This window comes from Bradyrhizobium sp. BRP23, assembly GCF_020194135.1.
GTDB classification, from domain to species: Bacteria; Pseudomonadota; Alphaproteobacteria; order Rhizobiales; family Xanthobacteraceae; genus Bradyrhizobium; species Bradyrhizobium yuanmingense.
Genome location: NZ_JADYVW010000002.1, coordinates 596,213 through 621,803, shown reverse-complemented (window position 1 = coordinate 621,803; position 25,591 = coordinate 596,213). Strand labels below are relative to the sequence as shown.

Sequence of the window (25,591 nt, the reverse complement as noted above, 5' to 3'; positions counted from 1 at the left end):
AAATTGCAACGCGCCGTTCTCACGATGTGTCGCGGCGCCGTCTTTCGTCTGTGATCCAGCCCAAAATGTCGCGACGTTCTACGCCGCCTTGCGCGGGATGCTGTGCCGCATCCGGATGCATGGCGTCCACGATCGCCGCTTGTTAAGGTTAGCCGGCCGGGCGCGACGCCCGCACCTGCGCCGCTTCCCAATCGTCGAGTCCCAATGTCAGCAAGCCCATTGATCGCCCGCACGGTCCCCGCCCTGCGACGCGCCGTCGACAATCTCCGCAAGCGAAAGGCCACGATCGCACTGGTCCCGACCATGGGGGCACTCCATGACGGGCATGTGTCGCTGGTTCGCCTCGCCAAGCGGCGCGCCAGCCGCGTCGTGGTGTCGATCTTCGTCAACCCGACCCAGTTCGCTCCGACCGAGGATTTCGGCGCCTATCCGCGCACCTGGAAGTCCGACATCGCCAAGCTCGCGGCCGAGGACGTCGATATCGTCTGGCACCCGGGCGTCGCGGCCATGTATCCGGAGGGGTTTGCCACCCGCATCGCGCCGGAGGGGCCGGCGCTCGCCGGCCTCGAGGACCGCTTCCGCCCGCACTTCTTCGGCGGTGTCGCCACGGTCGTCGGCAAGCTGTTCACGCAAGTCCGGCCGGATGTCGCGATCTTCGGCGAAAAGGATTTCCAGCAATTGCGCGTGGTGACGCAGATGGCGCGCGACCTCGACCTCGGTGTCAAGGTGATCGGCTCCCGCACCGTGCGCGAGCGCGACGGACTCGCGATGTCCTCGCGCAACGTCTACCTCTCGCCCGAGGAGCGCCAGACCGCCATTGTCCTCTACCGCGCCATGAGAGAGAGCGCCGGGCGCATCCGTGCCGGCGATTCGATCGCGCCGGCGATGGCCGGCGGTGCGGACATGGTCAAGGCGGCCGGCTTGGTGCTCGACTATTACGAGGTCCGCCATGCCGAGACGCTGGCACCGGTCACCTCGCGCAAGGACGGCCCCTTGCGGATCCTGGTCGCAGCCAAGCTCGGCACCACCCGGCTGATCGACAATATGGCTGTTTAGAGCAGTCCGAGGTCACGCAGCTCGCGCCGCATCGGCTCCGGCATCGCCGCAATCGAGCCGGCCGCTGACTTGCCGAGATCGGCCGGCACGGAATCGTCGGTCAGATAGCGCCAGCCCTGGAACGGGCGCATCGGCCGCGGCGAGACCGAGATCACTTTCGGCTGCATCACGATCCGGCAGCGCCCGATGCCGTCCTTGTCGCGGAACGGCTCGATGCCGATGATCTTTTCGCGCGCGGCGATCTCGCCCTTGATCACCCAGTAGAGCGAGCCGCCGGCGAGGATCTCGGCGTCGCGCTTGGGCACCATGCGCGTGATGTGGATGTGATGTTGCGGCAGACCCTTCTTCTTGGCGGTCTGCATCCGTTCGGCCACCCACTCCTTCAATTCCTTGACGGAGTCGCAGCCGACGGCGAGCTTGATCAGATGGAGTGGCATGCCCAAGCATTAGCCGGGCAACCCAGCATTTGGAATGCCGATCTACTCGTTATCCGCAGGCGCGGGCGCGGCGGTCGAGGCCGGCGGCGGCGCGAGCGGAACCGGCGCCGCAGGCGCACGCGCAGCCTTTTGGGGCGGCGGCTTCTTCGCAGCCGGCGGGCTCGATGCCGGAGGCGCTGCGGCCTGTGCGGAGGCCGCGGCCGGCGCACGCGGTGCTGCCGCCGCATTTGCGGCCGGCGCGGCCTGGCGCGTCGCCGCCGTGGGCTCCGGATTCATGATGCTCACCGGCGGCGTCGAGGACGCGCTCGGGAACTCGGCATTGGTCGGCCTGCCCGTCGGCATTGACGGCGGCAGTCCGGCGAGCGCGGCGTTGGCGGGCATCGCCGCTGCGGCTGCTGCGGGCGCGTTCCAGGTCGGCGCATAGCGCGCGACCAGGGTCTCGTAGAGATGGGAGTCCATGTTGGCGGCAACCTGCTGCTGGTCGGTCAGCGAGCGGAACGCGGCGCAATCGAACTGCGTGCAGCCGTCACGCGCCACCAGCACATGTGCAACGAGACCGTAACGATCTCGCTCGAGCGACTTGCGCAGCACCTTCATGTCGAGGGTCAGGCTCTTCTCCGCCGTGGCGACATCGCCGAGCGCGGTCAGGCGGTCGATCCTAGCGGCGGTGTAGGAGACCGCCGCGGCCGCAGCGTCAGGCGCGCCGAACAGCGCCTTCTCGCAGCCGGCGCCAACGGCATCGCCGGCGAGATCGTCGAGACAGGACAGCGCAGGCAGACTCGCGCTCACCACAGCCTGCGCGCGCGCCTCGGCCGGAGCGGACGGCGCGTCCGGTCCATAGAGACGCACCGTGGCTGCGCCGGCGATCGCGATGGATAGCAGGGTAATGACGGTCAGCGCGCCGTTCGCGACCGATCTGTCGGCGCGCAACAGCGTGATCAGCAGAATCAATCCGAAGAATCCGGCAGCCGCCAGCGTCATCCAAATCGGGAAGGCCGGCGAGAGCCAGATTTGGTCGAGCGAAGTGGCCCATGCCCAGTTCATGCGCGACGTCCCCTCACGCGAGCAAAGAGCGGATGGTCAAGCGAGCACCGCGAGTCGGCAACTGCCCCCGCCCACCCTTGTGAAGGTGAAGCGGGCCTTTTGACGGCGGCAGAGTACAATTCCCGGGAGGCGCCTATGCACTGACGGCGTCGGCCTTCAGGAGAGCGCGAGCTGGCTTTCCTTGGCGACGCGCTCGAAGGCTTCGGTCGAGCTTTTGATCCGATACTGGCAGTCGTCGCCTTCGGTCGGGAGCAGACGGATGACCTCATACGCGCCGCTCGCAGCCGGACGCGCGACATTGCTGGCCGTGAATAGGACGCGCGTTCCCACGGGGAATTTGTGCTTCAACACCCTCTCCATTACTCAAACAGCGCCCGCCTCGCCCAGTGTCCCACTGCGAGGGCCGGCCGGAAACCCGGGCGGCTGTATAGCACGCGTCCGATGCTTTTGGCCAGCGCCATGCCGGCATGGCCCGCGCACAATTTTTGCAGTTATTTCAGGATGATAACGGGACAGCCGGTGGGGCGATGATACCGGCGGAGCTGCTTATTCCGCCGACATGTCGCAGGCCTGTCGCACCCTCCTCCCGATCGGCTGGCGTCCCCGCCTCCGGCCGGCGCCGGTCGGACTGCCGCTCAGGCGTCCTCGAACTTGGCGATGACGAGCGTTTCGGCCAGTCCATCCCGGGTCCATTCCTGGAACGCCGGCAGCGCCATCATGGTCTCCATGTAGGCCCTGGTGTCCGGCGCCACCTCGATCGCATAGGTGCGGAAGCGGTGCACGACGGGGGCATACATGGCGTCCGCCGCACCGAAGCGGCCGAACAGGAACGGTCCCTGTGCGCCATAGCGGGTGCGGCACTCGCGCCAGATCTCCTCGATGCGCGCGATGTTCGCCTTGGCATCCGCCGACAGCGCCACGGCGCGGATCGGCCGATGCAGGTTCATGCCGCATTCGTTGCGCAGCGCCACAAAGCCGGAATGCATTTCGGCGCATACCGACCTGGCATGCGCGCGCGCGGCGACGTCGTCAGGCCAGAGCTTCGCTTCCGGATAGCGCTCGGCGACGTACTCGATGATGGCAAGCGAATCCCACACGGTGACGTCGCCGTCGACCAGCACGGGCACCTTGCCGGCGCGGCTGAAGGACAGGATCTGCGCCTTGTCGGCGGGATCGTCGGTGTAGAGCGGGATCAGCGTCTCCACGAACGGGATGTCGTTGGCGCGGAGCGCGAGCCAGGGCCGCATCGACCATGACGAGTAGTTCTTGTTGCCGATCGCGAGTTTCAGCGCAGCCATGTCACTGGTCCTTCGTTTAGTCCTGCAGTTGCAGCCGCTTTTTAGCGCCATCGCCTGCCGCCAATCAATCGTTGCTCGCCCGCTTTGTGGGAGCTGAAATGCGTCGGCCTCGTGCTGATTTGCGTCTACGCCTTCTTCAAATTTGCCTGGGCCTATCGCCTGTTCAACTATGTCGCAATCCTGTTTGGCGGTATGCCGCCGGCCTCACAGCGCGACACCCCCGAGGCCGAAGCCCACGTCATCCGCACCTCGCGCCTGTTCGAATCCGCCGGCCGCCACTTCAACCGCGGCCAGCGTGCCTTCTTCTTCGCGCTCGGCTATCTCGGCTGGTTCGTCAGCCCCTGGGTGCTGTTCGTGACCACGGCAGCGGTCGTGGTCGTGACCTGGCGGCGGCAGTTCGCGTCCAGCGCCTGGGCCGCGATGGCACCGGGGCGGTGGATGGTGGTGAGGGGATGAAGCGAGGGCATTGAGCCACGTGTCCCGGACAAGCTGCAACGCGTGAAGCGTTGCGGCGCAGAGCCGGGACCCAGCGCCACACGGATTGCTCGGAGGCATGGGCCCCTGCTCTGCAGCGCATCGTCGAACCGGACGATGCTTCGCATCGCCGGGGGGACGCTGCGCTGCGTCCGGGGCACGAGATCGGATCACAGACATGCCTTCGCGATCTCGCGGCTGCTTCGCCCGAGCTTTGCTTCGTCTCGCCGCCCTCAGATGCAAGAGGGCGCAGGGAAGGCCGGGTGCCGGCGGCACCCGCGGTCCGCTGCGCTGGAGCACACGCAGGAAGAACCGCACAGCAGCATACAGGTGAAGCCCAACACACGGCCTTCCCTGCGCGATGGTCGGACGGCTTATGCCGCGCTCTCCCGGGAGCCGAGTTCCCTCTGGCCTCCCTCACTCCCGCGAAAGTCGCCGGCACCGCGCCGGTTGACGCGAGGGCCGCATTCGCCAGAGCTTGGCCGTAGCAACGACGGCCAGGACCACACGGTTTTGCCGTACGCGCGGTTCGTTGGCGCCGCAGGGTTCGACGGCGTTGTGCACGTTGCCATCGAAATGCCGGCGCGACGAACCTGACAGCGCCGCTCGTCCGTACGAAGCCTCGGGCTCACGGAGAGCAATCCGCCCTGCCCTCAGCTCTCGTACACGACGCTGCCGCGTCCACCGCAAGCCCGGCTCGCGACAATGACGACCGCATGATCGCCCCTCGAGATTGAGCCGGGATGGGCGACACATACGTCATTTCCGAATTTCGGTAAAGTGGAATATTTTAGCGCAGGCAGATTGACAGAGAAGCGAAACACCCTGCTCCCGTAGCCCGGATGGAGCGCAAGCGTAATCCGGGACAGCGCAAGATGCCGAGCGCGCAGCCCCGGATTACGCTTTGCTCCATCCGGGCTACACGACGACGTGCTATCCGCCGAAATCCTTCGGGCTGAACGGCAGATCCAGCACCTTCCATTCCCCGTACAGATTGGCCGGCAGCATCTTGTAGGGTTGGCAGTTCTGCAGCGCGCTCGTTGCGGACTTGACGATGGCCACGCCCTTGGCGGACGGCGGCGCCTCGATCAGGATGGGCTCGCGCGCCAGCGTGCCGTCGGTGGCGAACACGGTGCGCAGCTTGACATGAACGTTGTCGGTCGGTGCGACGCCGGGCGGCAGCTTGGCGCAGCCGCGCAAGTGACGGCGAAGCTCCGCGATGACCTCGGGCGGAAGCTTCGCAGCGATCGAATCGTTGGCATCGCCGCCGTCATCCTTGGCGCCTTTCGGCTCGACCGGCAATTCGGGCGGCAAGCCCAGCATGACCCCGTACTTGATGGTGACGTCCGGTTGCGGCGTCTGATAGGCCGGCGGCGGCGCGGCCTGCGGCGGCGGCGGCGCGTTGGCCTCACGCTGCTTCGAGGCCTGCGGCTGCTTCTGCTGCGGCTCGGGCGAGGCCTGCTGTGATGGCGATGGTTCTGCCGCCTGCGGCCTGGCCGCAGGCTTCGATGCCTCCGCCTTGTCGGTGATATCCGGCTTCGGCAGCTTCAGATCGGGGAGCGGCTCTGGCGGCTTCGCCTCTTCCTTCTTCTCCTCGGCCTTGGTTTCCTCCTGCTTCACCTGCTCCGGCGTGACGATGTCGACCGCGACGGTTTCGGGCGGCTGGCTATGAAACGGACGGACCTCGCTAATCACGATGATCAGCGCCACCAACGTCAGATGGGCGATTGCCGAGGCGGCAATGTCCGTCCGTATGATCTTCCCCAGTTCCATCGACCGATCTTGGGTTGCCCCCGCGGTCCTAGCATACCCCGGGTCCCTCTCAATCCCATTTCGGGGCGAAGCCAAAGTCGGTCAGGCGTCCCTTCGGATTGGCGAGCGCGGCGATCCGGTCCATCTCGTCTTCCGACAGCTCGAAATCGAAGATCTCGATGTTCTCCGACAGGCGCTCGATGCGCGAGGTGCGCGGGATCGCAGCGACATTCTGCTGCACCAGCCAGCGCAGGCAGACCTGCGCCGCCGTCTTGCGGTGGACGCGACCGATCTCGGCCAGTGTCTGGTCGGACTTGATGCGGCCCTTGGCGATCGGGCTGTAGGCGACGAGGGCAAGGCCATGCTGGTCGCAGGCCGCCCGTACCTTCGCCTGATCGAGATAGGGGTGATACTCGACCTGGTTGCAGACCAGCGGCTCCGCCGACAGCGCGACCGCCTGCTCGATCAGTGCCACGGTGAAATTGGAGACGCCGATGTGGCGGGTCAGGCCCATCGTCTTTGCATGCGACAGCGCGCCCAGCGTCTCCGCGAGCGGCACATGAGGATTGGGCCAGTGCAGCAACAACAGATCGACCGAGGGAAGCCGCAGGCGAGCGAGGCTCTCCTTCACCGAGCGTTCGAGATCATGGGGTGCGAAATGGTTGGTCCAGACCTTGGTGGTGAGGAATACGTCGTCGCGGCGCACGCCGGAGGCGCGCAAGCCGTCGCCGACCTCGCGCTCATTGTCGTAGACCTGCGCGGTGTCGATATGGCGATAGCCGAGCCGTAACGCCTGCTCGACCACGCGCGCGGCCGGCCTTCCGCTCAGCTCCCAGGTCCCGAGACCGATCGCCGGAATCCTTGCGCCATTGGCCTCGACGAACAGCATGAGGAATCCTCTTCCGTTGCGACAGCCCCAGACGTCATTATGGACCCGGTCGATGATACTGCCAACGGAAGCCGCGGCAGCCAGGCGGGATATTCGATGCAGGCCTAACGGGAGGTTGTGCGTCAGGCCTTTGGCGTCAGGCCTTGGCGTCAGGTCTTGGCGTCAGGTCTTGGCGAGCGCCTGGAACACCGTGTCGGGGGCATGCGCGATCACCGTGAGCAGTGCGCGGGCCGGGCCGCGCGGGGCGCGCTTGCCCTGCTCCCAGTTGCGGATGGTCTCGACGGGAACGCCGAGCCTGGCCGCGAACTCCATCTGGGTCAGGCAGGCGCGCCGGCGCAGATCGCGCACCGCGAGCGGGCCGGTGTCAGACGGCGCCGCATTGGCCGTCGGCTGAACCGAAAGCGGCTGGACCGGAAATTCCTGCCCATTCCGCAATTCGACGATCCGTCCGTCCGCCTTCAGCCGCAACCGCATGCCCATTCCCCCAAGCAAAGGCGATGATGCGGCAGGTCGCTTAAAGTCGGATTAAAGACGGTTGTCGTCATTCCGGGGCGCGCGAAGCGCGAGCCCGGAATCCATTGCGCAGCGTCGACGCGGACAAATGGATTCCGGGTTCGCGCCAAGTGGCGCGCCCCGGAATGACGATGGGGTGAGACCTACTTCAACCCGAACCAGAGCGTCGCAATCCCGAGGAAGGAGAAGAAGCCGACGACGTCGGTCACGGTGGTCACGAACGTGCCCGACGCCACCGCCGGGTCGGCCCGCACGCGATCCAGCGCCATCGGGATCAGGATGCCGCCGAGCGCGCCGGCTACAAGGTTGCAGACGATGGCGAGCCCGATGACGATGCCGAGGCCCGGGATCTTGAACCAGGCCACCGCGGCGATGCCGGTGATCACGGCGAAGGCGAGGCCGTTGACGAGGCCCACCAGGGCCTCGCGCATCACCACGCGCCAGGCGTTGGAGGAACCGAGCTCGCGCGTCGCCAGCGCCCGCACCGCCACCGTCATGGTCTGGGTCGCGGCATTGCCGCCCTGGCTCGCCACGATCGGCGCCAGCACCGCGAGCGCGACCATCTTCTCCAGCTGGCCCTCGAACAGGCCGAGCACGGAGGACGCCAGGAACGCGGTGGCGAGGTTCACCAGCAGCCAGTTGAAGCGGCCGCGGGCGATGGTGAGGAACGTGTCCGACAGCTCTTCGTCGCTGGTGACACCGCCGAGCGCCTTGAGGTCCTCGTCCGCCTCCTCCTCGATGACGTCGACGACGTCGTCGACGGTGATGACGCCGACGAGGCGATCCTGGGTGTCGAGCACGGGCGCGGCGACGAGATTGTATTTGCCGAACATGCGCGCCACCTCTTCCTGGTCCTCCAGGACGGAGACGCGGCGGCGGTCCTCGTCGGTGAGCTCGGTCAGCGCCACCGGCCGGCGCGTGCGCAGGAGCACGTCGAGCGGCACCGCGCCCTGCCAGTGCTGTTCCTTGTCGACGACGTAGATCTCGTAGAAGCGGTCGGGCAGATCCGGCGTCTCGCGCATGTAGTCGATCGCCTGGCCGACCGTGAAATCCTGGGGCACGGCGATGAACTCGGTCTGCATGCGGCGGCCGGCGGAGTTCTCCGGGTACAGCAGGCTGCGCTCGAGCGCGACGCGCTCCTTGAGCGGCAGCTTCTCCAGAATCTCTTCCTGCTCCTCGGCACCGAGGGTTTCCAAGAGCTCGACCGCATCGTCGGATTCGAGCTCGCGGACGCCCTCGGCGACCGTCTCCGGCGGCAGCTCCTCGAGGATCTCCTCGCGGACGGTCTCATCGACCTCGTTCAGCGCCGAGAAATCGAAATCGCGGCCGGTGAGCTCGACCAGGCGGACGCGGTCGTCGGGCTCGAGGGCGCCGATCAGATCGCCGAGATCGGCCTCGTGCAGCTCCGCGACGCAGGCACGCAGCGCCGCGCTGTCCCCGGCCTCGATCGCACGGGCGACCTCCTCGACGAATTCGTGCCTGATATCGCCGTCTTCATTGCGCATCGGCACGTGGTCGAGTACCGAATCCGCAGCCGATGGGGCAACGTCCAGATGTTCATCCATGGCGCGCCTCGCCGTTTGACAGGTTGGAACCGGTGGTGTGAGCTGAGGCTTCAGGCAATACCCACAAGGCAAAGCCGAGCGCAATGGCAAAGATGCTGCGACTAAGGTGGACCTCGACCATGGCGGGCGCGCTTGTCGCAACCGTCATCGGCAATGCCGCGACCGTCATCGGCGCCGCCGAGACGGAGGCCGCCGAGTGCCCGCGCAAGGACGCGCTCGGCACCTCGCGCGTCCTCAGCGTCGATCCCAAGACCTATCCGCGCGTGGGCCTGAAGAGCTTTCCGCAGACGCTGCCGCTGGCCGATCGCGAGGTCGTGCTGACCTTCGACGACGGGCCGAACCCGCCGACGACGTCGAAAGTGCTGGCGGCGCTGGCACAGGAATGCGTGCGCGCGACCTTTTTCCTGATCGGCCAGCACGCCTCCGAGCACCCGGACATGGTCAAGCGCATCGCCCGCGAGGGCCACACCGTCGGGCATCACTCCTACTCGCATCCGTACATGGGGCGTATTCCGTTCGAGAAGGCCATGGCCGACATCGACCGGGGCATTGCCGCAGACGAAATGGCGCTACACGGAGTCTCGACGACGACACCCTCGACGCCGTTCTTCCGTTTTCCCTATTTCGAGTCGACCCAAGCGCAGCTCGACCTGCTCCAGTCGCGCGGCATCATTGTGTTCGGGGCCGATTTATGGGCCAGCGACTGGGAGGAGTTGACGCCGGAGCAGCAATTGAAGCTCGTCACCGAGCGTCTGGCCGCGAGCGGAAAGGGCATCATCCTCTTCCACGACAACAAGGCGCGCACGGCCGCAATGATGCCGGCGTTTCTACGGTATCTGAGGGAGAACGACTATCGGGTGGTCCACATCGTCCCGGCGGGCACATCACAGAAGAGCGCCGATACGCGCTGATGCCGGAATGTCACGCCCGGGCAAAATGGGGTGATTTGGGGCCAATTAACACTCTGTTCATGCTACCCCGTGAAGATGAGAGCGGCTGCGGCTGAACCGTTTTGAGCCATCTCCGACCTATCTAGGGCGCCAAATTGCATGGGGGCAGACGAGGTTCATGATCGGAAGTAGCGTTGTTTTGCGGACGCGATCGTGGATCGTCCTCTGTCTGGGAATGCTCACCGCCGGTTCGCCGGCCGCGCTCGCAGCCGAGTGTCCCGGCCACCCCGACGCCCTCGGCACCTCCCGCACCCTCGTTGTCGATCCGCGCGAACATCCGCTGATCGGCACCATGCAGTACCGCGAGACGCTGCCGCTGAAGGACCATGAGGTCGTCCTGACCTTCGACGATGGTCCGATCCCGAAATATTCGAACCAGGTGCTCAAGATCCTCGCCGACGAATGCATCAAGGCGACCTTCTTCATCGTCGGCAACCAGGCCAAGGCCAATCCGGAAGGCGTGCGCAAGCTGGTCGCGGCGGGCCATACCGTCGGCACGCACAGCATGGACCATCCGCTGACCTTCGACCGGATGCCGATCGAGAAGGCCGAGGCGGAGATCAATGGCGGCATCGAATGGACCGCAGCCGCGATGACCGATCCGTCGCAGCTCGCCCCGTTCTTCCGCATTCCCGGGCTGATGCGCGCCGAGGGCCTCGAGAACCATCTGATCTCGCGCGGCCTCCAGGTCTGGAGCGCCGACTTCCCGGCCGACGATTGGCGGCACGTCTCGTCCGACCGCGTCTACCAGCTCGCGATCCAGCGGCTGGAGGCCAAGGGCAAGGGCATCCTGTTGCTGCACGACATCCAGGCCCGCACGGTGGCGGCGCTGCCCAAGATCATCCGCGACCTCAAGGCGCGCGGCTATCGCATCGTGCATGTGGTGCCCGCCAGTCCCGAGCGGCCGGCGACGCCGACCACGCAGGTCGAATGGCTGCTGCATCCGCCAACCGAGACGACGCCGATCGCGCGCTGGCCGCGCGTGCCGCATTTCGTGTTCACGCAGACCAGGACGCTGCCGGCGCCCGCGCTCGCGGACCTCAATGCGCAGCCCGAACATCAATCGCTGCTGCCGCGCCGGAGCAAGGGCCAGATCGACCTCGCATCCACCCTGCCCGTCCCGGGTCGCGATCTGTTCGCGATTCCGGAAGGCTCGGTCGAGGTGCTGATGTCGACGACCTCATCGCGGCGCGCCGCGACCCGGCTCGCCATGGCGGCCGAGAGGCCACATCCGGCCAAGGACAAGGCAGCACAGGGCAGAGGCGCGAAGGGCAAGACGGCCAAGCTGCATGGGCGGCGTACCGCCCAGGCGGCGCCGGCTGCAGCGGATCATGCTGCGCAGCCCGTCGACATCGTACCCAAGAGTACCGCGGCGAAGAGCGCCGCGGCCAATGGCGCGGCCTCCAAGGGCGTGCCGCCCCGTCCGACCCGCGTCGCCAGCCTGAAAAAACGCGCCTAAAGCGCGATGAGATTAGGATGAATCATCATCGCGCTTTAGGTTGTTGTTTATGCATGATCTTTTCGGAAAACCGCTTCGCACTTTTCCGGATCATGCTTTAGCTGCTATTGCCGCATGATGGCGGCGACGCAGAGCAGCACGATCAGCGCCAGGAAGAACAGGTCCATGTAGGACTTGAGCTCGCCGTCCCGCCGCAGCCGCGCGACGTCGGTGATCACCTGCTTGCGCGCGGTGGTGCTGCCCGAACCGTCGTTGATCGGAGCCTGAAGGCGCTTGGTCTCGGCCTCCAGCTTCTCGATCTTCTGGAAGAAGTAGAACGCCCGCAGCGTCGAGGCCGCGCGCATGGCGGCATAGACCAGCACCAGGATCGCCAGGATCGCCCGGTTCGGATACTTTTCCATGAAGTTCAAGCTGAAGTAGACCACCGCCATGAAGGCGAAATTGGTGAGGAAGCGGTAGACGAAACTGAGAAAAACCATGCTGGCTCGAACCTTGAGGGGGTCGCAACCCTATGGTGTTGCGACGTGCGGGATCGGGACCCAGACCGGAACGGCGAGCCTGGATACGGCCCGTCTACGCCAAGTTTGTTTCAACAAGGATACTGCCGCCCCCGCAACTAGCCGCCTTTTAGCCTGACGCGGCCATAAGGCAAGCTGGAGCATGGCCCATGGCCTCGCGCGCGAGGGGCCCGCAACGGCTCAATGGCGATTTGGCCGAAGGCGCGGTAAACTGTGACCGCCACCAGATGTGGGGTTCTTCCGATGTCGAAGAAGGGAATCACGGGCCACGACGACTGGGTTCTGACCGAGGCACTCGCGACCGCCCTGGTCGCGCTGGAGCAGCTCGAACCGAAGCACCAGCCGAACGCGCATATGGAGGACATCCGCAAGCTGCTCGCGAACGGCAAGGAGCCGGCAGCGGTGAGCCTGCATCTTGCGCAGGCCAAATGCCGTCTGTTTCCCGAGCTCGACCCGCTGCAGATCTACCGGGAATACGGCATCGGCGAGGAGTATGGCTGAGGCCGCGGTCGACGATCGAGCTCAAGGCCCGCCGGCGACCGATCCTGCGATCACCATGACAAGCGCGCCGAGGTCGATCTTGCCGTTGACGGTCAGCTCCTCCGAGGCCGCTGCGTCTCCCGCGCCCTGCACCTTCAGCGATTGCGGCCGGTCGGCGGCCTGACGCTGCAATTCGCCGACGATCGCTTCCTTGAGTTTCTCTTCCAGCATAGGCACCTCCTCAAGCCGCCATCGCGCGGCAGGATTGGGCGCAGGAGCGGCACGTCGCGACGCATTCGTCCATGCCGCCGATCCGGGCGCAATCCTCGGCACATTCGGTGCAGATTTCGGCGCACTCACCGCAGGTGTGCTTATGATGCGGCGTGTTGATCAGCATGAAGTGCGCGGCGGTCCGGCAGATCTCGGCGCAGGCCATCATCAGGCGGAAATGCTTCGGCTCAACATGCTTGCCGCCGGTCTCGAGGCAATGGTTCATCGCCGTGCCGAGACATGTCTGGTAGCAGCTCATGCAAAGCGCGATGCAGCGGGTCATGTCTTCGGATTGAGCCATCGGTTGTCTCCAGTTGCGCGCCCCGCTCCGCTCGACCAAAGCGGGGCAACGCGCTTCGTTCCCGGTTCCAGTCGATTGTGAGGCTCACCGCCGTCCCATCACGCAAATCGCGGCGGCAGGCTGTTGTGGATCGTGCAGGCCGCGATGGCCGCGTGGCCGAACGCGACCGAGATCTGGTGCAGGTCGGTGACGACGTCGCCGATTCCGTAGAGCCTGGCGATCGACGTGCGCTGGTGATCGTCGACCTTCAAATGACCGTCCGCAGTGTGGTCGGCGCCCAGCGCCATCGCGAGCTGGGAGCGGACCTCCGCGCCCATCGCAGGATAGACGATGTCGAATTGCGCGGTACGTCCGTCGGCGAAATCCGCTTCAACGCCGCCGCCTCGCCGCGCCAGGCGCAGCTCGGGCGCGAACACGATTCCGACGCCCGCCTCGGACAGCTCCGACGTTGCGGCCTTCGCGTCGTCCGCGCCGGTCGCAAGCAGCGTCACGTCGCGCGCATAGCCACGCAGGAAGAGCGCCTTTGCGGCGGCACGATCCAGCGGCCCGACGACGCCAATGCGGCGGCCGGTGGCCTCGAAGGCGTCGCAGATCGGGCAATAGCGCAAGAGTCCGTCCGCGACCGCCGCGCGCCACTCCGCGAACGGCGGATGGGTATCGACGATCCCGCAGGCGAGAATGACTGTGGCGGCCGAATGCCCGCGGCCATTCCAGCTCGCTTCAAAACCGTGTTCGTGACGCTGCAACGCCGTGACCTCGGCCTCCACGCGTGTGACGGCGAGGTCGTTCAGCTGGGCCGACATCCGCTCGATCAGCTCCGCGCCGGACAGGCCGTGGACGAAGCCGGGGACATTGTGGCTGCGCGGGATCAGGGCCGCCCGGCTCGCGCCGGCGTCCACGACGCAGACGCGGCGGCGGAAGCGCGCCAGATAGATCGCGGCCATCAGTCCCGCCGGCCCGCCTCCGACGATCAGGCATTCAAGGGGTGGCGCGCCGGTCATTTGGGGTTCGGGTCCGCAAGACCGGCGCCGGGCTCATCGAGGCGCCCGCTTCGCGCGAGCCGGACGGCGTTGCCGAGCGCGCGCGCCGCATTCTGCACTTCCTGCTGGAATTCGCGGTCCTCGTCGAGCTCGCGATGGGATGTGGCGTATGGCTCGTCGTAGCCGACATAACCGTCGAGCTCGGCGTAGCGCCCTGCCGAGATCAGCTGCATGTCGGTCAGCCAGTCGGACAAGGCCCGGCGCACGCCCTCGGCGCCGACCGCATCGCCGTGAACGACGAGGCCGAAATGGCGGCCGGCGAGATGGCGCGGATAGGGCCAGCCCTTCAGCTCGATCGCCTTGGCTTCCGCGGCGTTCTTGCCGTGGGTCGAGGTCGGATCGGGATTGCCGCCGTCGGCGCAGACCATGCGGTCCATCATCGCCTTGAGACCGGCGGGCACGTGATACCAGTTCACGGGTGCCACGATCAGGATGCCGTGGGCGGCAACCCAGAGCGGATAGATCTCGTTCATCCAGTCGTGGGTCTGGCCCAGCGAGTAGTTCGGATAGCAGCTGCACGGCCAGTGGCACAGCGGCATGGCGGTGCCGACGCAGGACTTGCAGGGATGAATGGTTTTGCCGAATTCCGAAGCGAGGCGCGACAGATCGAGGATGTCGACGGCAAATCCCATCTCGATGAAGACGGGCTCGGCCAGCTTGACCAGCCGCCAGGTCTTGGACATCTCGCCGGGACAGGTGTGCTCGCTGCGGGCCGAGCCGTTGATGATCAGGATGCGCGGCGTCTCGTCGGCATCGTCGTGGCGACGCTGCGCCTCCAGGATTTTTGAGCGCGCATCGAGCCAGTCGACGGCAAGATTGTAGTCAGGGTCGGAAAAGCCTGCGCCGGCCTTCCGCGTCAACGGTGCCTTGCGCGAATGGCTGTAGGCGTCCCAGGCCGCAGCGATGATGGCATCGAGCTCGCGCCCAAGCGGAGCAAAGGCGGGATCGACGAACTGACGCTTGTAGCGCCGCTCGAACTCCTCACGCGACAGCTTGACGGGCGGCATCCCCTTGCGAATGTCGGCGTCCGTCATGCTCGCTCCTGGCGAAGTCGAATCCCTCCGACCCAACCCGGCGCCCAGCGCGCAGTTCCCAAGCCCTACTGGCGAACAAGCTCCTGCGGCGCATCGAATTTGGCGATCCGTTGATCGAGCCGCCACAGCTCGATTCGATGCACCAGGACGAGCGAGGCGGCTTCGCGCTTGGCCTGCTCGTCGTCGTCGCAGACGAGGTTGATGCATCCGAACACGTGCCCGTCCGGATCGATCTGGAACGCGCGGTAGTGCTTGATACTTGCCACTATGGGTGTCCTCGCCTTGAAGCGACGGGTGCGCTGAGCCAATCCGTGAGGTTCGAGGTCACTTCGTTCTGCTTGGCGCGACGCAGCAGCATCTCGCGTTCCCTGCCCGGCGGCAGGTCGCGTGCCCGCTCGCGGGCGCTTTCGGCAAAGGCGGCTAGCCGCTCCTGAAGCGTTTGGGTCTGTTTCCTGCGGTTACGTTTGGCGGTCATTTGTACTTTTGAACTTTCGTGGACAATTCGGTTGAAAGGAAATCGGCCCCGGCGGGGGATCGGGCGCCGGGGCCCAGGCTCTCTTGTCACTCAAGTCGCTTGCCGGTCGAGGCGGCTCGGCCCGGCAACGATTGTAGCTTCCGTCGCAACAGCCGGTTCCGGCATTTCAATAAGTTAACGCTGCGAGATTTTGCGCAAATCACAACCGCAGGACCGATCGATCCGGACTGCGCCGGAACCGAAATGCTGATTCGTATGTTCAAGGACGACCTGAAGGAGGATCATCATGGCAAAAGCAGCATTGAAACGCCCGGGGTCGCCGATCGGCCGCAAAGGACCGCGCAAGGCAAATCCCGCCTACAAGCGCCGCGCGCGCGAGCCGTGGACAGCGGCGGATGTGAACAAGCTGAAGCAGCTTGCGAAAGGCAACACGCCGACCGGCGTGATGAGCATCAAGCTGCAGCGCCCCGTCACGGCCATTCGCAGCAAGGCGCAACGCGAAGGAATATCGCTGCGGCCGGTCAACCGCTCCCCGTACAATCGGCGAAGCAAGGCCGCGAAGCGGCGCTGACGACGCGCATCGCGCCGGGCTAACTTGGCGGCTGCAGGCCCGGCGACCGCAGCCACTCGCTCATCTGAGACCCAGTTTCCGCCTGACGCGCCTTGCGCAGGACTTCGTCGCGCGCCGCGCCGGGCGGAAGCAAGCTGGCCTGTTCGCGTAGCCGCTCCGCCTCGGCGGCGAGCCGCGCTTCCAGAGTGTCGACTTGCTTGAACCGATGTCGCGTCCTCATGAGGCGTCCTCCTGGTGCATGAGGTCGAGCGCGCCGTTGCGTTCCGACGGGTGTTGATGCCAGGCTACACAGCCTGGCCAACGATCTAACGTTCCAGAAAGGGAACGGTTGCCTGTTTCGGCGAAAAGACCGGAGTTAGGATTCTTCGTTGTCGCGGCGAGCCCTGATCTCGGAGCGAAGCATGGCGCTGTCCATGATGGCGAGGCGCAAATCGTTCACCGCGTCGCCGTAGCGTCCCGCGACTTGTCTGTGCTGCTCCCGGAGGGCTCGGCTCTCTTCGATAGCGCGCGTGGCGCGGGCAAACAGGGTCTCTGGCATCAGGCATCATGCAACAGAGCTCGCAAGCGCGCACTTGCATAAGTTACTCAAACCGTGCCAACGGCTCAAAAAGCGTCGCCGATTAACCTGGATCAAGCGATCACAACCGCGCCGGAACGCTCTCAACCGCCACCCGTGGCCCGGGAGGGGTTTTAACGAGCAGATCGCCGAATTCCTTAGCTGAAACGACACAGCGGGTGTACGGTGACATTATCACCGGCTGAGGCTCTGCCCGTAGGCGCTGGTGGCTGAGAGACCGATGGTGCTCCCGCCTGCTGATTAGGGAGCGCTTGATGACCAAGCAGATTCACCATCCGTTGCAGTCGGACGAGAAGCACGTCGAGGAGGTTCGCAAGACGATCCGCGAGGCACGAGCAGCGCTGGAGCTACCCCTCCCGGATACGTTTCTCGGCCGGCAAACTCACGAGCCGTTTCCAAGTGAGAACGATGATGATGCGCAGGACCGGCAGCGGCATACACCCGCATGATCGCGACCGCGCGTCACGGGCAAAACCAGCCCGCGCCGCGGCGGAACGGCGTCACCTGATAGCTTCAGTCTCGCGGTAGAGCCGCAGATAGCTCGGCGAATACAGCGCCGCGTTCTTGAGCGCATCGAGGTCCGGGATGGTCAGCGTCCGCTCGCGCAGCACGATCAGCCCCGCCGCGCGCAGCTCCTGGAGCGTCCGATTGAGGTGAACGACGGAAAGTCCGGTGGCATCGGCGAGATCCGTTTGCGTCACGGGCATGAGGCAGGAATTGCCGTCGACCATTCCCACCGGGCGCAGCCGCTCGACGATTTCGCAGAACAGATGCGCCACGCGCTCCAGCGCGACCCGGCGGCCGAGATTGATCGCCCATTCTCGCTGGATCGCGCTGTTGAGCAACGTCTCGCACCAGAAGGCTTCCGACAGCGTGGGGTTGTTGGCGAGGAGACCTTCGAATCGCGCGCGCTTGATCTCGGCATAGACCACGGGCGTCAGCGCCACGATCGAATGGTCCATCTCCGAAAGCAGGTAAGCGTGCGCATCGCAGCTTTCGCCCGGGAAGATGAAATTGACGATCTGGCGCCTGCCGTCCTCCAGCGTCTTGTAGCGGCCGAGCCAGCCCGACAACAGGATTCGGACGCCGTCGACGCGATCACCCTCAGTGATCAGATCTTCGCCGGATCCGGCACGCTGGAGGCCCTCGAGCATGGCGTATTCCAGCGACGCGCGAGCCTCGCTCGACAACGGCCGCAGCGCGCTGAGCCGGCGAATGGCCGGCTCCAGCACGCTCCGATCGGCTGTCGACAACGGCATCAGACGGCCACCACCGGTGTGTGGAAGGCACGCTTGGTCAGGGGGATGGTGATGGTGCATTGCAACCCCGCCGGGTTGAATGTCATCGTGGTCTGCCCCTTCAGCTCGAACGCCAGCGTACGCTCCAGAAGCTCGGTCCCGAATCCTTTTCGCGGCCTTGCCGTCACGCGCGGCCCGCCGCGCTCGCGCCACTCGAACACCAGCTCCGCCGGATCGGTGCTCTCATCGACGCGCCAGGTCACCTCGATGCGCCCACTCGGCTGACTCAAGGCGCCGTATTTGAGCGCATTGGTCGCGAGCTCGTGAATGGCGAGTGCGAAGGTTTCGGCAGCCTTGGGCTGGAAGCGGATGTTGGGGCCCGAGACCCGCATCTGCTCGCCTTCCCTGGCATTATAGGCGAGCAGCTCCTCGACCACGAGATATTCCAGATCGACGCCGCCTTCGGGATCGCGCGTCACCAGCGCCTGGGTACGGGCGAAGGCGTTGAGACGGCCGTCGAGATGGGAGGCGTATTCCTCCACGGTCGAGCTCGTTTCCGCCGAGCGGCGGGCAATCGAGCGCACCACGCCGAGGGTGTTGCGAACCCGGTGCTGGAGCTCGGCGAGCAGCAGGCGCTGCCGCTCCTCGGCACGGGTGATGGCGGTCACGTCGATGAAGGTGATGACGACACCGGCGATGAAATTGTCGACGCTGCGATATGGCAGGATGCGCACGATGTAACGCGTGCCGCTGTCCGGCGCGCTCAGCTCGCGCTCGACGCTGGCGAGCGTGCGCAGAACGCGGCGGATGTCGTCGTAAAGCTCCTCGATCGGAATGCGCGCCTTGATATGGCTGATCGGCCGGCCCGTATCGGTCTCGACCAGATGCAGCAGCTGGGTGATGGCGGGCGTGAAGTTCATCACGCGCAGATCGTTGTCGAGGAAGACCGTGGCGATCTGCGTGCTTTCGAGGAAATTCTTGAGGTCGCTGGTGGCACGCGTCAGCTCCTGAACGCGGTGTGCCAGCTCACCGTTGACGGTGGTCAGCTCTTCGTTGACCGACTGCAGCTCCTCGCGCGAGGTCTCGAGCTCCTCGTTGGCCGACTGCAGCTCCTCGTTCAGCGATTGATATTCCTCGTTCGACGATTTCAGCTCCTCGTTGGTGCTCTCGAGCTCCTCGATGGTCGCCTGGAGGCGCTCGCGCGTGGCGCGCAGATCATTCTCGAGGCGCTCGACGTGCTCGGTGCGCACCAGCACGTTGGGATTGGCCTGGTCGGATTCGATGGTTCGCGCAGGGCCGTCCTTGAACAGGACGACGAAATTGCGGTGGCCGCCGGCGCCCTCCTGGATCGGCTCGACCGTGATGTCGACGAGGACGCGGTGACCGTTGGCGCCAAGCTGCACCTGATCGGCATGAACCGGCTCGTTGCTATCGGAGGCGCGGCTGAGCGCGGTGCGCAATTCCAGCCGCAGATCGCGGTGCACGAGCTGCAGCAGGTCGAGCGTGGCGGCGCCCGCCGTCGGCTCGATGTAGCGGCCGGTGCGCCCGGAGAAATGTAGAACCTGGAAATTCTCGTCGGTGATGACATAGGCCGGGGCATAGCGCTCCGCGATGCGCTGCGCGCGCCGCTCCAGGCCCACGTCGGGGCCGAACGAGCGCATCGCCGGCACCTCGACCGGCACCCTGCCCGCCGCGGTCGTGATCGGAAATTCCGGCGGCAGCCGCGTCCCGGTCTCGAGCTTCTTGAAGATCCGGGCGCGGCGGTCGACCGGCGCGAACAGCTTCGGATGCCGGGTCACGTTCTCGGAATTGCCGAGGAACAGATACCGCTCCGGCAGCAGCGCGAAATGGAACAGCGGAATCACCCGGTTCTGCAGCTCGGCGTTGAGATAGATCAGCAGATTGCGGCAGGAGACGAGGTCGAGCTTCGAGAACGGCGCATCCTTGATGACGTTGTGCTGCGAGAAGATGCACATCTCGCGCAGCTCCTTCACCACGCAATAGGTATCGCCCTCGCGCACGAACCAGCGCGCCAGCCGCTCGCTGGTCATGTCCGTCTCGATATTGGTGCGATAGCGGCCGACGCGGGCGGTCGCCAGCGCCCGACCATCGATGTCGGTGGCGAAGATCTGCACCTGCGGCACGGAATCCATCCGTGCCATGTGCTCGCGCAGGAGAATGCCGATCGAGTAGGCCTCCTCGCCGGTGGCGCAGCCGAGCACCCAAACCCGGATCTGCTGGCCTGCGCCCTTGCCCTCGAAAATCTTCGGGATGATCTGCATCTCCAGCACCTCGAACTCGCGCTTGTCGCGGAAGAATTCGGTGACGCCGATCAGGAGGTCGTTGAAGAGATACTGGGCCTCGTCCTTGTCGTTGCGAAGGAAATCCACATAGGCGGCAATGTCGTCGATCCGGACCACCTGCATGCGCCGCTGCACACGGCGCAGGAACGTGTTCTGCTTGTAGCCGTGGAAATCGTTGCCGGTCTTGTTTCGCAGGATGTCGGCGATGCGCGACAGCGAACTGGCGGCCGCGGCGAGGACCTCGTCGAAGCCCTGCTTCTCCTCCAGACGCCTGAGATGACGGGCATAGACTTGGATGTGCTCGGGGATGTCCTCGGGCGGCAGCACATAGTCGGCGATGGCGGCGGGCGTGTTGCCGTTGCGCAGTTGCTCAGCCTCATCCTCGCTCGCTAGCTTTTCGGCAATGGCGAGGCCGCCGTGATCCTTCAGTGTCGCCGTGCCGAGCGTGCCGTCACCGCCGGTGCCGGCAAGAATGACGCCGATGGATTGCTCGGCGCGCTCCTCGGCCAACGAGACCAGGAAGCTGTCGATCGTGGCGCGCTCGCCGGGCGCCTGCTCGGCCTTGCGGATTGCGAAGCGGTCCCCCTGGATGGTGGTGATCATGGCCGGTGGACACAGATAGATCGTGCCGCCTTCGACCGGGCGGCCGTCGGCAATCTCGACCACCTTGCTGCCGTTGGAATTCTGCACGATCTCGCGCAGCCGCGGCTCGTCGAATGCTTCGTGGTGCTGAAGCGCCAACACGATGGCCTGATCGGTCGCGACCGCCATCTTGGCGAAGAAGCGCTCGATGCTGTCCAGCGCGCCCGGCGAGGCGCCGACCCCTATGATCAGCGGGGTCCTGCTCTGGCGCTGTGCATCGACCGGCTGGTCGCTGACTTCGGTCATGGCTCTGGTGGCTCACTGGCTGGCGGGAACCCGATGGGCGCCCCGTCCTGCACATAGCAGAATTCAATATTATCCCAACACATCAAAGGCAAAAATGTCCCGGGCATCTCTTTGACCCAGCTAGCCCGATTGAGGGGACAAGCGCGAGTGGGCCGCCTGCTGCTGCGCTGCGTCGCACAGCGCAGCTTGAGAGATGGGCGTCGCGCGCCCTACGCTTCCGGATTGACCTCGTGCTGGAGAAAGGCGACGCGCTGCTCGATCAGGGTGCGGTGGCGCTCCCATTCGACCAGCGTCTGCTTGAGCAGGTCGACCAGCCGCTCCGCCTGACACGTGTCATGACCGCCCGCCATGAGTTCGCGCACCCGGTCCTCCTGATTGCGGACCCGCAGCCAGCCTTCCTCGATATCCCGCTCCGCCTTCACTAGGAGGCGTCGCTCGGCATCGAGCTGCGCGACGCGTTGGGCAAGGGGGATGGCCATGGCGGCGCCTTACGCCTCCCGTTTGCCTACGGAAGGATCCAGCGACTTTAGCACGACGCGTCGGATCATGTCGGCATATTCGCGGTATTCGAACGCCCGAGCCTCGTACATCTCGGCGACGGCAGCCCGGCCGCTGCGCCGGCCGTCGGCGGCCATGCGCTGCACCAGCTCCGCCCGCTCCTCGATAATCCGCAATGCCACGCGCAAGGCTTCGTCGACGCGCCCCTCCTGCTCCTTGGCGAGCGCATCGGCGGTGAAGCCGTGGCCGACCTGGCAGCGGAAACGCATCGGGCGGGCATTCTTGACCTCCGAGAGCACCCCGCCGCAGGATGGACAGGTCAGGGCGACAGGGTCAGCCATGGCGGCGAGATTGTCGCTTCCGATCCGCTCACCGGCCGCGATCTCGACCTCGAGCCTGATCTCGGGCGGAATCGGCAGCGCGGCGCCGGCCTGCTCCCTGACGAGCTCGGAGAGCACGTCGCCCATGGTGGCGCCGGGAACGCAGAGATCGACCGTGGTCGCCTCCATGGCGCGCCGTGGCATCTCGTCCGAGATCGCGTCCGCGGGGTCTTGCACCACGGCCATCCCGCCGCAGCGTTTGATGGCGTTGAGGCCGGAAGCGCCGTCCGACAACAGGCCGCTCAGGAGCACGCCGATGACGCGCGGCCCGTGATAGAGCGCGGCGGAGCGGAACAACGCATCGATCGCCGGCCGCACCATGTTCTCGCGCGGGCCGCGGCCGAGGAAGATGCGGTCCTCCGTGACGAGAAGATGATGGTCCGGCGCACCCAGGTAGATCTGGCCGGGCTCGATCTTCATGCCGTTCTCGGCCTGCCGCACCGGAAGTGGACCGGCACTGCCGACCACGGTGGAGAGGATGCCGATGCCCTGCGCCGGAATGTGCAGCACGACGAAGACGGCGGCCGGCAAATCCGCGGGCAGACGGCCCAGAATCTGCTTCAATGGAGCGGTCGCCCCGGCCGAGCCCCCGATGACAATGATGTCGCGGTTGCCCATGGAACCCGCCTCCAATTGCATCGTTTGCAGTTTGCACCAAGGCGGATCGCCGGCTTATGTTCCTATGCGTTTGGAGGCCGAGACAGCATGGCGACATCGTCGCATCAGCGCGCAGAGCTCAAGGGGCGCCGCATCTTCGTGGTCGAGGACGAGTATTTTCTCGCCGATGACATCGGCAAGACATTCCGCGCGCTGGGCGCCGAGATCGCCGGTCCCGTCGGCGATCTCGAAGACGCGCTCAAGATCCTGCACGACGGCACCGTCCTGGACGCCGCCGTGCTCGACGTGAACATCCGCAGCGAAATGATCTTTCCGATCGCCCGCGAGCTGAGAGCGCGGAACGTGCCCTTCCTTTTCACCACCGGATACGACAAGATCACGCTCAGTCCGGAATTTCAGGACGTGCCGCTCCTGGAAAAGCCGATCGATCTTGCGGCGATGGCACGGAAGCTCACCGGACTCATCGCCGAACAGCCGGTCTAGCAAAAGCGGTTGAAAGCTCGCAGCCGGGCGACGATCAAAATAGATGCGCGAAAGCAAGCCACGCGGTCACCGCCAGGCACAGGATAACTGCGGCGTAAGGTAGCGCGATGCGCAATACGGCAAGCTCCCCACCTTCAGCTCATCATCATCCAGACGATCGCAACCATCATCACGAGAAAACCCGTAACGGCAGTCGCGATAAAGGCCTGTTCGATGCGATCCATCGCCAGAGCAGCCCCCCTCTTGGTTCAGCCCGTACAATTTGACGGTTTGAGGGCCGCGGCGCATTAGGCTATGTGAATCGGGGGTCTGCTTTCTCTTCGCAGAGGGTTCGCGCGCTTCGCAACATTGCGCGCGCGTCGCTCTAAGACCTTGCGGTACCGGGCTCCGCCATCTTGCGGTGCTGCTTGGCCAGCATCTCGTTCGGCGTGACGTTCGCGACCGTGGTCTGGATCTTGTTCTTCAGCCCGGTGACTATATCGGCCTCACCGCGCAGCATCGCATCGAAGCCGGCCTTGGCAACATCGTAGGCGCCGTCCTTCTTGTCGGTGCCGACCTTGGTGTCCATCATGTCGGCGCGGCGGAAGAACTCGGTCTCGGTCGCCCCCGGCATCAGGCAGGTCACGGTGACGCCGCTGTCGCGCAGCTCCTCGCGCAGCGCAAATGAGAATGAATCGAGGAACGCCTTGCTGGCGTTGTAGGCGGCCTGGAAACTGCCCGGCATGAAGCCGGCGATCGAGCCGGTGATGAGGATGCGGCCGGCATTGCGGCGAAGCATCTCATTGCCGACGCGGTGGATCAGATACAGCGTGCCGGTGATGTTGGTGTCGATGAGGTGTTTCACCCTGGCAAAGTCCTGGTCGAGGAACGCCTTGCCGAGGCCGATGCCGGCGTTGGCGAGCAACGCGTCAATCGGCCGGTCGCCGACCGCCGCGCACAGCTTGTCGACGCCCTCGGTGGTCGCAAGATCGGTCTCGACCGGCTCCACGCTGCCGCCGAGCCGCCGGAGATCGACGGCCACCTGCTCGATCTGGGACTCGTCGGCCGCGACGACGAGGTTGAACCCCGCCTGCGCGCAGCACCTGGCGAGTTCCAGACCGATACCGGTTGAGGCGCCTGTGACGACGGCGAGTTGATTGGCGGGCATGCGCACATCCTTGGAATTGAGGTGATCACGCTCAATCGCCGCCCTGCTCCCTCGTTCCTATTTGCGCAGTGCGAAGAATTTGCGCGCGGCGATAGCAACCATCGTTCGTGCCTGGACTTAGATGGCACGTGGCTCAACCGGGAGGACGGACGATGAAGGCGCTGGTCTGGCACGGCAAGGAGGACATCCGGTGCGACACCGTCACCGACCCGGAGGTCCAGGATCCGCGTGATGCCATCATCAAGGTGACGAGCTGCGCCATCTGCGGCTCCGACCTGCACCTCTTTCACAATTTCATCCCGGGCATGCTGCCCGGCGACATCATGGGCCACGAGACCATGGGCGAAGTGGTCGAGGTCGGCTCGGGCGTCGACGGCAAGCTGAAGAAGGGCGACCGCATCGTCGTGCCGTTCACGATCATTTGCGGCGAATGCGACCAGTGCAAGCGCGGCAATTTCTCGGTGTGCGAGACCACGAACCGCAAGCGTCATCTGGCCGACAAGGTGTTCGGACACACGACGGCGGGCCTGTTCGGCTACACGCATCTGACCGGCGGCTATCCCGGCGGCCAGGCCGAATATCTCCGCGTGCCCTTTGCCGACGCCACCCACATCAAGGTTCCGGCCGGCATCCCGGATGAGCAATTGCTGTTCCTCAGCGACATCTTCCCGACCGGCTGGCAGGCCGCCGCGCAATGCGACATCGAGCCGACCGATACGGTCGCGATCTGGGGCTGTGGCCCGGTCGGGCAGATGGCGATCCGCAGCGCCATCCTGCTCGGCGCCAACCAGGTGATCGCGATCGACTGCCTGCCCGAGCGGCTCAGCATGGCCGAGGCCGGCGGCGCCACCACGATCAACTTCGAGACCGAGAGCGTGGTGGAGCGGCTCCAGGAGCTGACCGACGGCAAGGGTCCGGAAAAATGCATCGACTGCGTCGGCATGGAATCTCATGTGATGCCATCGCTGCCCGACACCCTGCTCGACCGCGCCAAGCAGATGGTGATGGCCGAGAGCGACCGGCCCCACGTGCTGCGGGAGATGATCTATGTCTGCCGTCCCGGCGGCATCATCTCGGTGGCCGGCGTGTACAGCGGCCTGTCCGACATGCTCCCGATGGGCGCCTTCATGAACAAGGGCCTGACGATGCGGACCGGCCAGACCCACGTCAACCGCTGGACCGACGACCTGCTCCGCCGCATCGAAGAGGGCGAGATCGACCCGTCCTTCGTCATCACCCACACCGTCCCGCTCGCCCAGGGACCGGAGATGTACCAGGTGTTTCGCGACAAGCGCGATTCCTGCGTCAAGGTCGTGCTGAAGCCCTGAAGGAG

The 25,591-nt window shown here is 65.5% G+C and carries 29 protein-coding genes and 1 pseudogene; 9 read left to right on the top strand and 21 right to left on the bottom strand.

Translation table 11 applies throughout. The annotated features are described in order from the left end of the window. Positions 1 to 204: 204 nt before the first annotated feature. Positions 205 to 1,056 carry a pantoate--beta-alanine ligase gene (gene panC, locus I6F24_RS07360; RefSeq protein ID WP_036025620.1) on the top strand — a complete coding sequence of 284 codons (852 nt, stop codon included), beginning with the start codon at positions 205 to 207 and terminating at the stop codon, positions 1,054 to 1,056. Here panC and I6F24_RS07355 read toward each other — a convergent pair. The 4 genes from I6F24_RS07355 to I6F24_RS07340 all read right to left on the bottom strand — a co-directional run bounded on the left by I6F24_RS07355 (position 1,053) and on the right by I6F24_RS07340 (position 3,835). After that, positions 1,053 to 1,493, bottom strand: a complete 441-nt coding sequence (locus I6F24_RS07355) for a DUF1489 domain-containing protein (RefSeq protein ID WP_036015220.1) — start codon at positions 1,491 to 1,493, stop codon at positions 1,053 to 1,055. The two genes, panC and I6F24_RS07355, sit on opposite strands and share 4 nt — an antisense overlap. 42 nt (positions 1,494 to 1,535) lie before the next feature. Beyond that, positions 1,536 to 2,537, bottom strand: a complete 1,002-nt coding sequence (locus I6F24_RS07350; protein WP_036025621.1) for a hypothetical protein — start codon at positions 2,535 to 2,537, stop codon at positions 1,536 to 1,538. Positions 2,538 to 2,693: 156 nt separating this feature from the next. Beyond that, the gene (locus I6F24_RS07345) at positions 2,694 to 2,897 is read right to left on the bottom strand and encodes a hypothetical protein (RefSeq protein WP_085969273.1); all 204 of its coding nucleotides are present in this window, start codon (positions 2,895 to 2,897) and stop codon (positions 2,694 to 2,696) included. Between the two features lie 275 nt (positions 2,898 to 3,172). Further along, positions 3,173 to 3,835: a glutathione S-transferase family protein gene (locus I6F24_RS07340; RefSeq protein WP_036025622.1), complete on the bottom strand. Its 663-nt coding sequence runs from the start codon at positions 3,833 to 3,835 to the stop codon at positions 3,173 to 3,175. A 75-nt stretch (positions 3,836 to 3,910) separates the two neighbouring features. Here I6F24_RS07340 and I6F24_RS07335 point away from each other — a divergent pair. Continuing rightward, a pseudogene (locus I6F24_RS07335) lies at positions 3,911 to 4,305 on the top strand (DUF599 domain-containing protein); the annotation flags it as partial. Between the two features lie 937 nt (positions 4,306 to 5,242). On the opposite strand, the gene I6F24_RS07330 reads toward I6F24_RS07335, so the two are convergent. The 4 genes from I6F24_RS07330 to mgtE form a co-directional block, all read right to left on the bottom strand. Then, positions 5,243 to 6,082, bottom strand: coding sequence for a hypothetical protein (locus I6F24_RS07330; RefSeq protein ID WP_225152414.1), 840 nt, complete (start codon positions 6,080 to 6,082; stop codon positions 5,243 to 5,245). 49 nt (positions 6,083 to 6,131) lie between these two features. Continuing rightward, positions 6,132 to 6,950 (bottom strand): aldo/keto reductase, encoded by an 819-nt coding sequence (locus tag I6F24_RS07325; protein WP_036013757.1) that lies wholly within the window; start codon positions 6,948 to 6,950, stop codon positions 6,132 to 6,134. A gap of 162 nt (positions 6,951 to 7,112) precedes the next feature. Next, on the bottom strand, positions 7,113 to 7,430 hold the full coding sequence (locus tag I6F24_RS07320) for a helix-turn-helix domain-containing protein (RefSeq protein WP_036013755.1): 318 nt from the start codon (positions 7,428 to 7,430) through the stop codon (positions 7,113 to 7,115). Between the two features lie 176 nt (positions 7,431 to 7,606). Beyond that, entirely contained in the window at positions 7,607 to 9,028 is a 1,422-nt protein-coding gene (gene mgtE / locus I6F24_RS07315) for a magnesium transporter (protein WP_036025625.1), read from the bottom strand. Positions 9,029 to 9,111: 83 nt separating this feature from the next. Between mgtE and I6F24_RS07310 the strand changes: the two genes are divergently transcribed. Both I6F24_RS07310 and I6F24_RS07305 read left to right on the top strand, forming a co-directional pair. Next, the gene (locus I6F24_RS07310) at positions 9,112 to 9,939 is read left to right on the top strand and encodes a polysaccharide deacetylase family protein (RefSeq protein ID WP_225152412.1); all 828 of its coding nucleotides are present in this window, start codon (positions 9,112 to 9,114) and stop codon (positions 9,937 to 9,939) included. 157 nt (positions 9,940 to 10,096) lie between these two features. Then, on the top strand, positions 10,097 to 11,437 hold the full coding sequence (locus I6F24_RS07305) for a polysaccharide deacetylase family protein (protein ID WP_225152409.1): 1,341 nt from the start codon (positions 10,097 to 10,099) through the stop codon (positions 11,435 to 11,437). 104 nt (positions 11,438 to 11,541) lie between these two features. Here I6F24_RS07305 and I6F24_RS07300 read toward each other — a convergent pair whose 3' ends face one another. Next, positions 11,542 to 11,916 (bottom strand): hypothetical protein, encoded by a 375-nt coding sequence (locus I6F24_RS07300; protein ID WP_036013747.1) that lies wholly within the window; start codon positions 11,914 to 11,916, stop codon positions 11,542 to 11,544. Positions 11,917 to 12,198: 282 nt separating this feature from the next. Between I6F24_RS07300 and I6F24_RS07295 the strand changes: the two genes are divergently transcribed. Then, positions 12,199 to 12,456 carry a hypothetical protein gene (locus I6F24_RS07295; protein ID WP_036013744.1) on the top strand — a complete coding sequence of 86 codons (258 nt, stop codon included), beginning with the start codon at positions 12,199 to 12,201 and terminating at the stop codon, positions 12,454 to 12,456. Positions 12,457 to 12,477: 21 nt separating this feature from the next. Here I6F24_RS07295 and I6F24_RS07290 read toward each other — a convergent pair whose 3' ends face one another. From I6F24_RS07290 to I6F24_RS07265, 6 genes are all read right to left on the bottom strand, one after another. Then, positions 12,478 to 12,666 (bottom strand): hypothetical protein, encoded by a 189-nt coding sequence (locus I6F24_RS07290; RefSeq protein WP_036013742.1) that lies wholly within the window; start codon positions 12,664 to 12,666, stop codon positions 12,478 to 12,480. Between the two features lie 10 nt (positions 12,667 to 12,676). Then, positions 12,677 to 13,006, bottom strand: a complete 330-nt coding sequence (locus tag I6F24_RS07285; RefSeq protein ID WP_036013740.1) for a four-helix bundle copper-binding protein — start codon at positions 13,004 to 13,006, stop codon at positions 12,677 to 12,679. Between the two features lie 98 nt (positions 13,007 to 13,104). Next, positions 13,105 to 14,007 (bottom strand): NAD(P)/FAD-dependent oxidoreductase, encoded by a 903-nt coding sequence (locus I6F24_RS07280; protein ID WP_225152408.1) that lies wholly within the window; start codon positions 14,005 to 14,007, stop codon positions 13,105 to 13,107. After that, complete coding sequence (locus I6F24_RS07275) at positions 14,004 to 15,080, bottom strand: flavodoxin family protein (protein ID WP_036013734.1); 1,077 nt, start codon at positions 15,078 to 15,080, stop codon at positions 14,004 to 14,006. The genes I6F24_RS07280 and I6F24_RS07275 overlap by 4 nt, the downstream gene beginning before the upstream one ends. 65 nt (positions 15,081 to 15,145) lie before the next feature. Beyond that, positions 15,146 to 15,346: a hypothetical protein gene (locus I6F24_RS07270; RefSeq protein ID WP_036013732.1), complete on the bottom strand. Its 201-nt coding sequence runs from the start codon at positions 15,344 to 15,346 to the stop codon at positions 15,146 to 15,148. Continuing rightward, positions 15,346 to 15,555 carry a hypothetical protein gene (locus I6F24_RS07265; protein ID WP_128265356.1) on the bottom strand — a complete coding sequence of 70 codons (210 nt, stop codon included), beginning with the start codon at positions 15,553 to 15,555 and terminating at the stop codon, positions 15,346 to 15,348. The genes I6F24_RS07270 and I6F24_RS07265 overlap by 1 nt, the downstream gene beginning before the upstream one ends. A gap of 286 nt (positions 15,556 to 15,841) precedes the next feature. Here I6F24_RS07265 and I6F24_RS07260 point away from each other — a divergent pair, with 286 nt between their 5' ends. Further along, complete coding sequence (locus I6F24_RS07260; RefSeq protein WP_225130075.1) at positions 15,842 to 16,126, top strand: hypothetical protein; 285 nt, start codon at positions 15,842 to 15,844, stop codon at positions 16,124 to 16,126. Between the two features lie 19 nt (positions 16,127 to 16,145). Here I6F24_RS07260 and I6F24_RS07255 read toward each other — a convergent pair whose 3' ends face one another. Next, positions 16,146 to 16,346, bottom strand: a complete 201-nt coding sequence (locus tag I6F24_RS07255) for a hypothetical protein (protein WP_036025636.1) — start codon at positions 16,344 to 16,346, stop codon at positions 16,146 to 16,148. A 611-nt stretch (positions 16,347 to 16,957) separates the two neighbouring features. Between I6F24_RS07255 and I6F24_RS07250 the strand changes: the two genes are divergently transcribed. Continuing rightward, on the top strand, positions 16,958 to 17,152 hold the full coding sequence (locus tag I6F24_RS07250) for a hypothetical protein (protein ID WP_036013721.1): 195 nt from the start codon (positions 16,958 to 16,960) through the stop codon (positions 17,150 to 17,152). A 51-nt stretch (positions 17,153 to 17,203) separates the two neighbouring features. On the opposite strand, the gene I6F24_RS07245 is transcribed toward I6F24_RS07250, so the two are convergent. The 4 genes from I6F24_RS07245 to I6F24_RS07230 form a co-directional block, all read right to left on the bottom strand. Next, positions 17,204 to 17,962: a Crp/Fnr family transcriptional regulator gene (locus I6F24_RS07245; RefSeq protein WP_225152406.1), complete on the bottom strand. Its 759-nt coding sequence runs from the start codon at positions 17,960 to 17,962 to the stop codon at positions 17,204 to 17,206. Continuing rightward, positions 17,962 to 21,132, bottom strand: a complete 3,171-nt coding sequence (locus I6F24_RS07240; RefSeq protein ID WP_225152404.1) for a CheR family methyltransferase — start codon at positions 21,130 to 21,132, stop codon at positions 17,962 to 17,964. The genes I6F24_RS07245 and I6F24_RS07240 overlap by 1 nt, the downstream gene beginning before the upstream one ends. Before the next feature lie 209 nt (positions 21,133 to 21,341). Beyond that, entirely contained in the window at positions 21,342 to 21,611 is a 270-nt protein-coding gene (locus I6F24_RS07235) for a hypothetical protein (RefSeq protein WP_225125042.1), read from the bottom strand. A gap of 9 nt (positions 21,612 to 21,620) precedes the next feature. Beyond that, the gene (locus tag I6F24_RS07230; protein WP_225125040.1) at positions 21,621 to 22,628 is read right to left on the bottom strand and encodes a chemotaxis protein CheB; all 1,008 of its coding nucleotides are present in this window, start codon (positions 22,626 to 22,628) and stop codon (positions 21,621 to 21,623) included. An 87-nt stretch (positions 22,629 to 22,715) separates the two neighbouring features. Here I6F24_RS07230 and I6F24_RS07225 point away from each other — a divergent pair, with 87 nt between their 5' ends. Continuing rightward, positions 22,716 to 23,111: a response regulator gene (locus tag I6F24_RS07225; RefSeq protein WP_225152402.1), complete on the top strand. Its 396-nt coding sequence runs from the start codon at positions 22,716 to 22,718 to the stop codon at positions 23,109 to 23,111. Between the two features lie 364 nt (positions 23,112 to 23,475). Here the strand turns inward: I6F24_RS07225 and I6F24_RS07220 are convergent, their stop codons facing one another. Continuing rightward, positions 23,476 to 24,258 (bottom strand): SDR family NAD(P)-dependent oxidoreductase, encoded by a 783-nt coding sequence (locus I6F24_RS07220; protein WP_225152400.1) that lies wholly within the window; start codon positions 24,256 to 24,258, stop codon positions 23,476 to 23,478. A 152-nt stretch (positions 24,259 to 24,410) separates the two neighbouring features. Between I6F24_RS07220 and I6F24_RS07215 the strand changes: the two genes are divergently transcribed. After that, entirely contained in the window at positions 24,411 to 25,586 is a 1,176-nt protein-coding gene (locus I6F24_RS07215; RefSeq protein ID WP_225152398.1) for a zinc-dependent alcohol dehydrogenase, read from the top strand. Positions 25,587 to 25,591 lie beyond the last annotated feature (5 nt).

Bases quoted from the DNA above. Each gene is read 5' to 3' on its own strand.
- panC (WP_036025620.1), top strand. From the start codon at position 205: ATGTCAGCAAGCCCATTGATCGCCCGCACGGTCCCCGCCCTGCGACGC.
- I6F24_RS07355 (WP_036015220.1), bottom strand. From the start codon at position 1,493: ATGCCACTCCATCTGATCAAGCTCGCCGTCGGCTGCGACTCCGTCAAG.
- I6F24_RS07350 (WP_036025621.1), bottom strand. From the start codon at position 2,537: ATGAACTGGGCATGGGCCACTTCGCTCGACCAAATCTGGCTCTCGCCG.
- I6F24_RS07345 (WP_085969273.1), bottom strand. From the start codon at position 2,897: ATGGAGAGGGTGTTGAAGCACAAATTCCCCGTGGGAACGCGCGTCCTA.
- I6F24_RS07340 (WP_036025622.1), bottom strand. From the start codon at position 3,835: ATGGCTGCGCTGAAACTCGCGATCGGCAACAAGAACTACTCGTCATGG.
- I6F24_RS07330 (WP_225152414.1), bottom strand. From the start codon at position 6,082: ATGGAACTGGGGAAGATCATACGGACGGACATTGCCGCCTCGGCAATC.
- I6F24_RS07325 (WP_036013757.1), bottom strand. From the start codon at position 6,950: ATGCTGTTCGTCGAGGCCAATGGCGCAAGGATTCCGGCGATCGGTCTC.
- I6F24_RS07320 (WP_036013755.1), bottom strand. From the start codon at position 7,430: ATGGGCATGCGGTTGCGGCTGAAGGCGGACGGACGGATCGTCGAATTG.
- mgtE (WP_036025625.1), bottom strand. From the start codon at position 9,028: ATGGATGAACATCTGGACGTTGCCCCATCGGCTGCGGATTCGGTACTC.
- I6F24_RS07310 (WP_225152412.1), top strand. From the start codon at position 9,112: ATGGCAAAGATGCTGCGACTAAGGTGGACCTCGACCATGGCGGGCGCG.
- I6F24_RS07305 (WP_225152409.1), top strand. From the start codon at position 10,097: ATGATCGGAAGTAGCGTTGTTTTGCGGACGCGATCGTGGATCGTCCTC.
- I6F24_RS07300 (WP_036013747.1), bottom strand. From the start codon at position 11,916: ATGGTTTTTCTCAGTTTCGTCTACCGCTTCCTCACCAATTTCGCCTTC.
- I6F24_RS07295 (WP_036013744.1), top strand. From the start codon at position 12,199: ATGTCGAAGAAGGGAATCACGGGCCACGACGACTGGGTTCTGACCGAG.
- I6F24_RS07290 (WP_036013742.1), bottom strand. From the start codon at position 12,666: ATGCTGGAAGAGAAACTCAAGGAAGCGATCGTCGGCGAATTGCAGCGT.
- I6F24_RS07285 (WP_036013740.1), bottom strand. From the start codon at position 13,006: ATGGCTCAATCCGAAGACATGACCCGCTGCATCGCGCTTTGCATGAGC.
- I6F24_RS07280 (WP_225152408.1), bottom strand. From the start codon at position 14,007: ATGACCGGCGCGCCACCCCTTGAATGCCTGATCGTCGGAGGCGGGCCG.
- I6F24_RS07275 (WP_036013734.1), bottom strand. From the start codon at position 15,080: ATGACGGACGCCGACATTCGCAAGGGGATGCCGCCCGTCAAGCTGTCG.
- I6F24_RS07265 (WP_128265356.1), bottom strand. From the start codon at position 15,555: ATGACCGCCAAACGTAACCGCAGGAAACAGACCCAAACGCTTCAGGAG.
- I6F24_RS07260 (WP_225130075.1), top strand. From the start codon at position 15,842: ATGGCAAAAGCAGCATTGAAACGCCCGGGGTCGCCGATCGGCCGCAAA.
- I6F24_RS07255 (WP_036025636.1), bottom strand. From the start codon at position 16,346: ATGAGGACGCGACATCGGTTCAAGCAAGTCGACACTCTGGAAGCGCGG.
- I6F24_RS07250 (WP_036013721.1), top strand. From the start codon at position 16,958: ATGACCAAGCAGATTCACCATCCGTTGCAGTCGGACGAGAAGCACGTC.
- I6F24_RS07245 (WP_225152406.1), bottom strand. From the start codon at position 17,962: ATGCCGTTGTCGACAGCCGATCGGAGCGTGCTGGAGCCGGCCATTCGC.
- I6F24_RS07240 (WP_225152404.1), bottom strand. From the start codon at position 21,132: ATGACCGAAGTCAGCGACCAGCCGGTCGATGCACAGCGCCAGAGCAGG.
- I6F24_RS07235 (WP_225125042.1), bottom strand. From the start codon at position 21,611: ATGGCCATCCCCCTTGCCCAACGCGTCGCGCAGCTCGATGCCGAGCGA.
- I6F24_RS07230 (WP_225125040.1), bottom strand. From the start codon at position 22,628: ATGGGCAACCGCGACATCATTGTCATCGGGGGCTCGGCCGGGGCGACC.
- I6F24_RS07225 (WP_225152402.1), top strand. From the start codon at position 22,716: ATGGCGACATCGTCGCATCAGCGCGCAGAGCTCAAGGGGCGCCGCATC.
- I6F24_RS07220 (WP_225152400.1), bottom strand. From the start codon at position 24,258: ATGCCCGCCAATCAACTCGCCGTCGTCACAGGCGCCTCAACCGGTATC.
- I6F24_RS07215 (WP_225152398.1), top strand. From the start codon at position 24,411: ATGAAGGCGCTGGTCTGGCACGGCAAGGAGGACATCCGGTGCGACACC.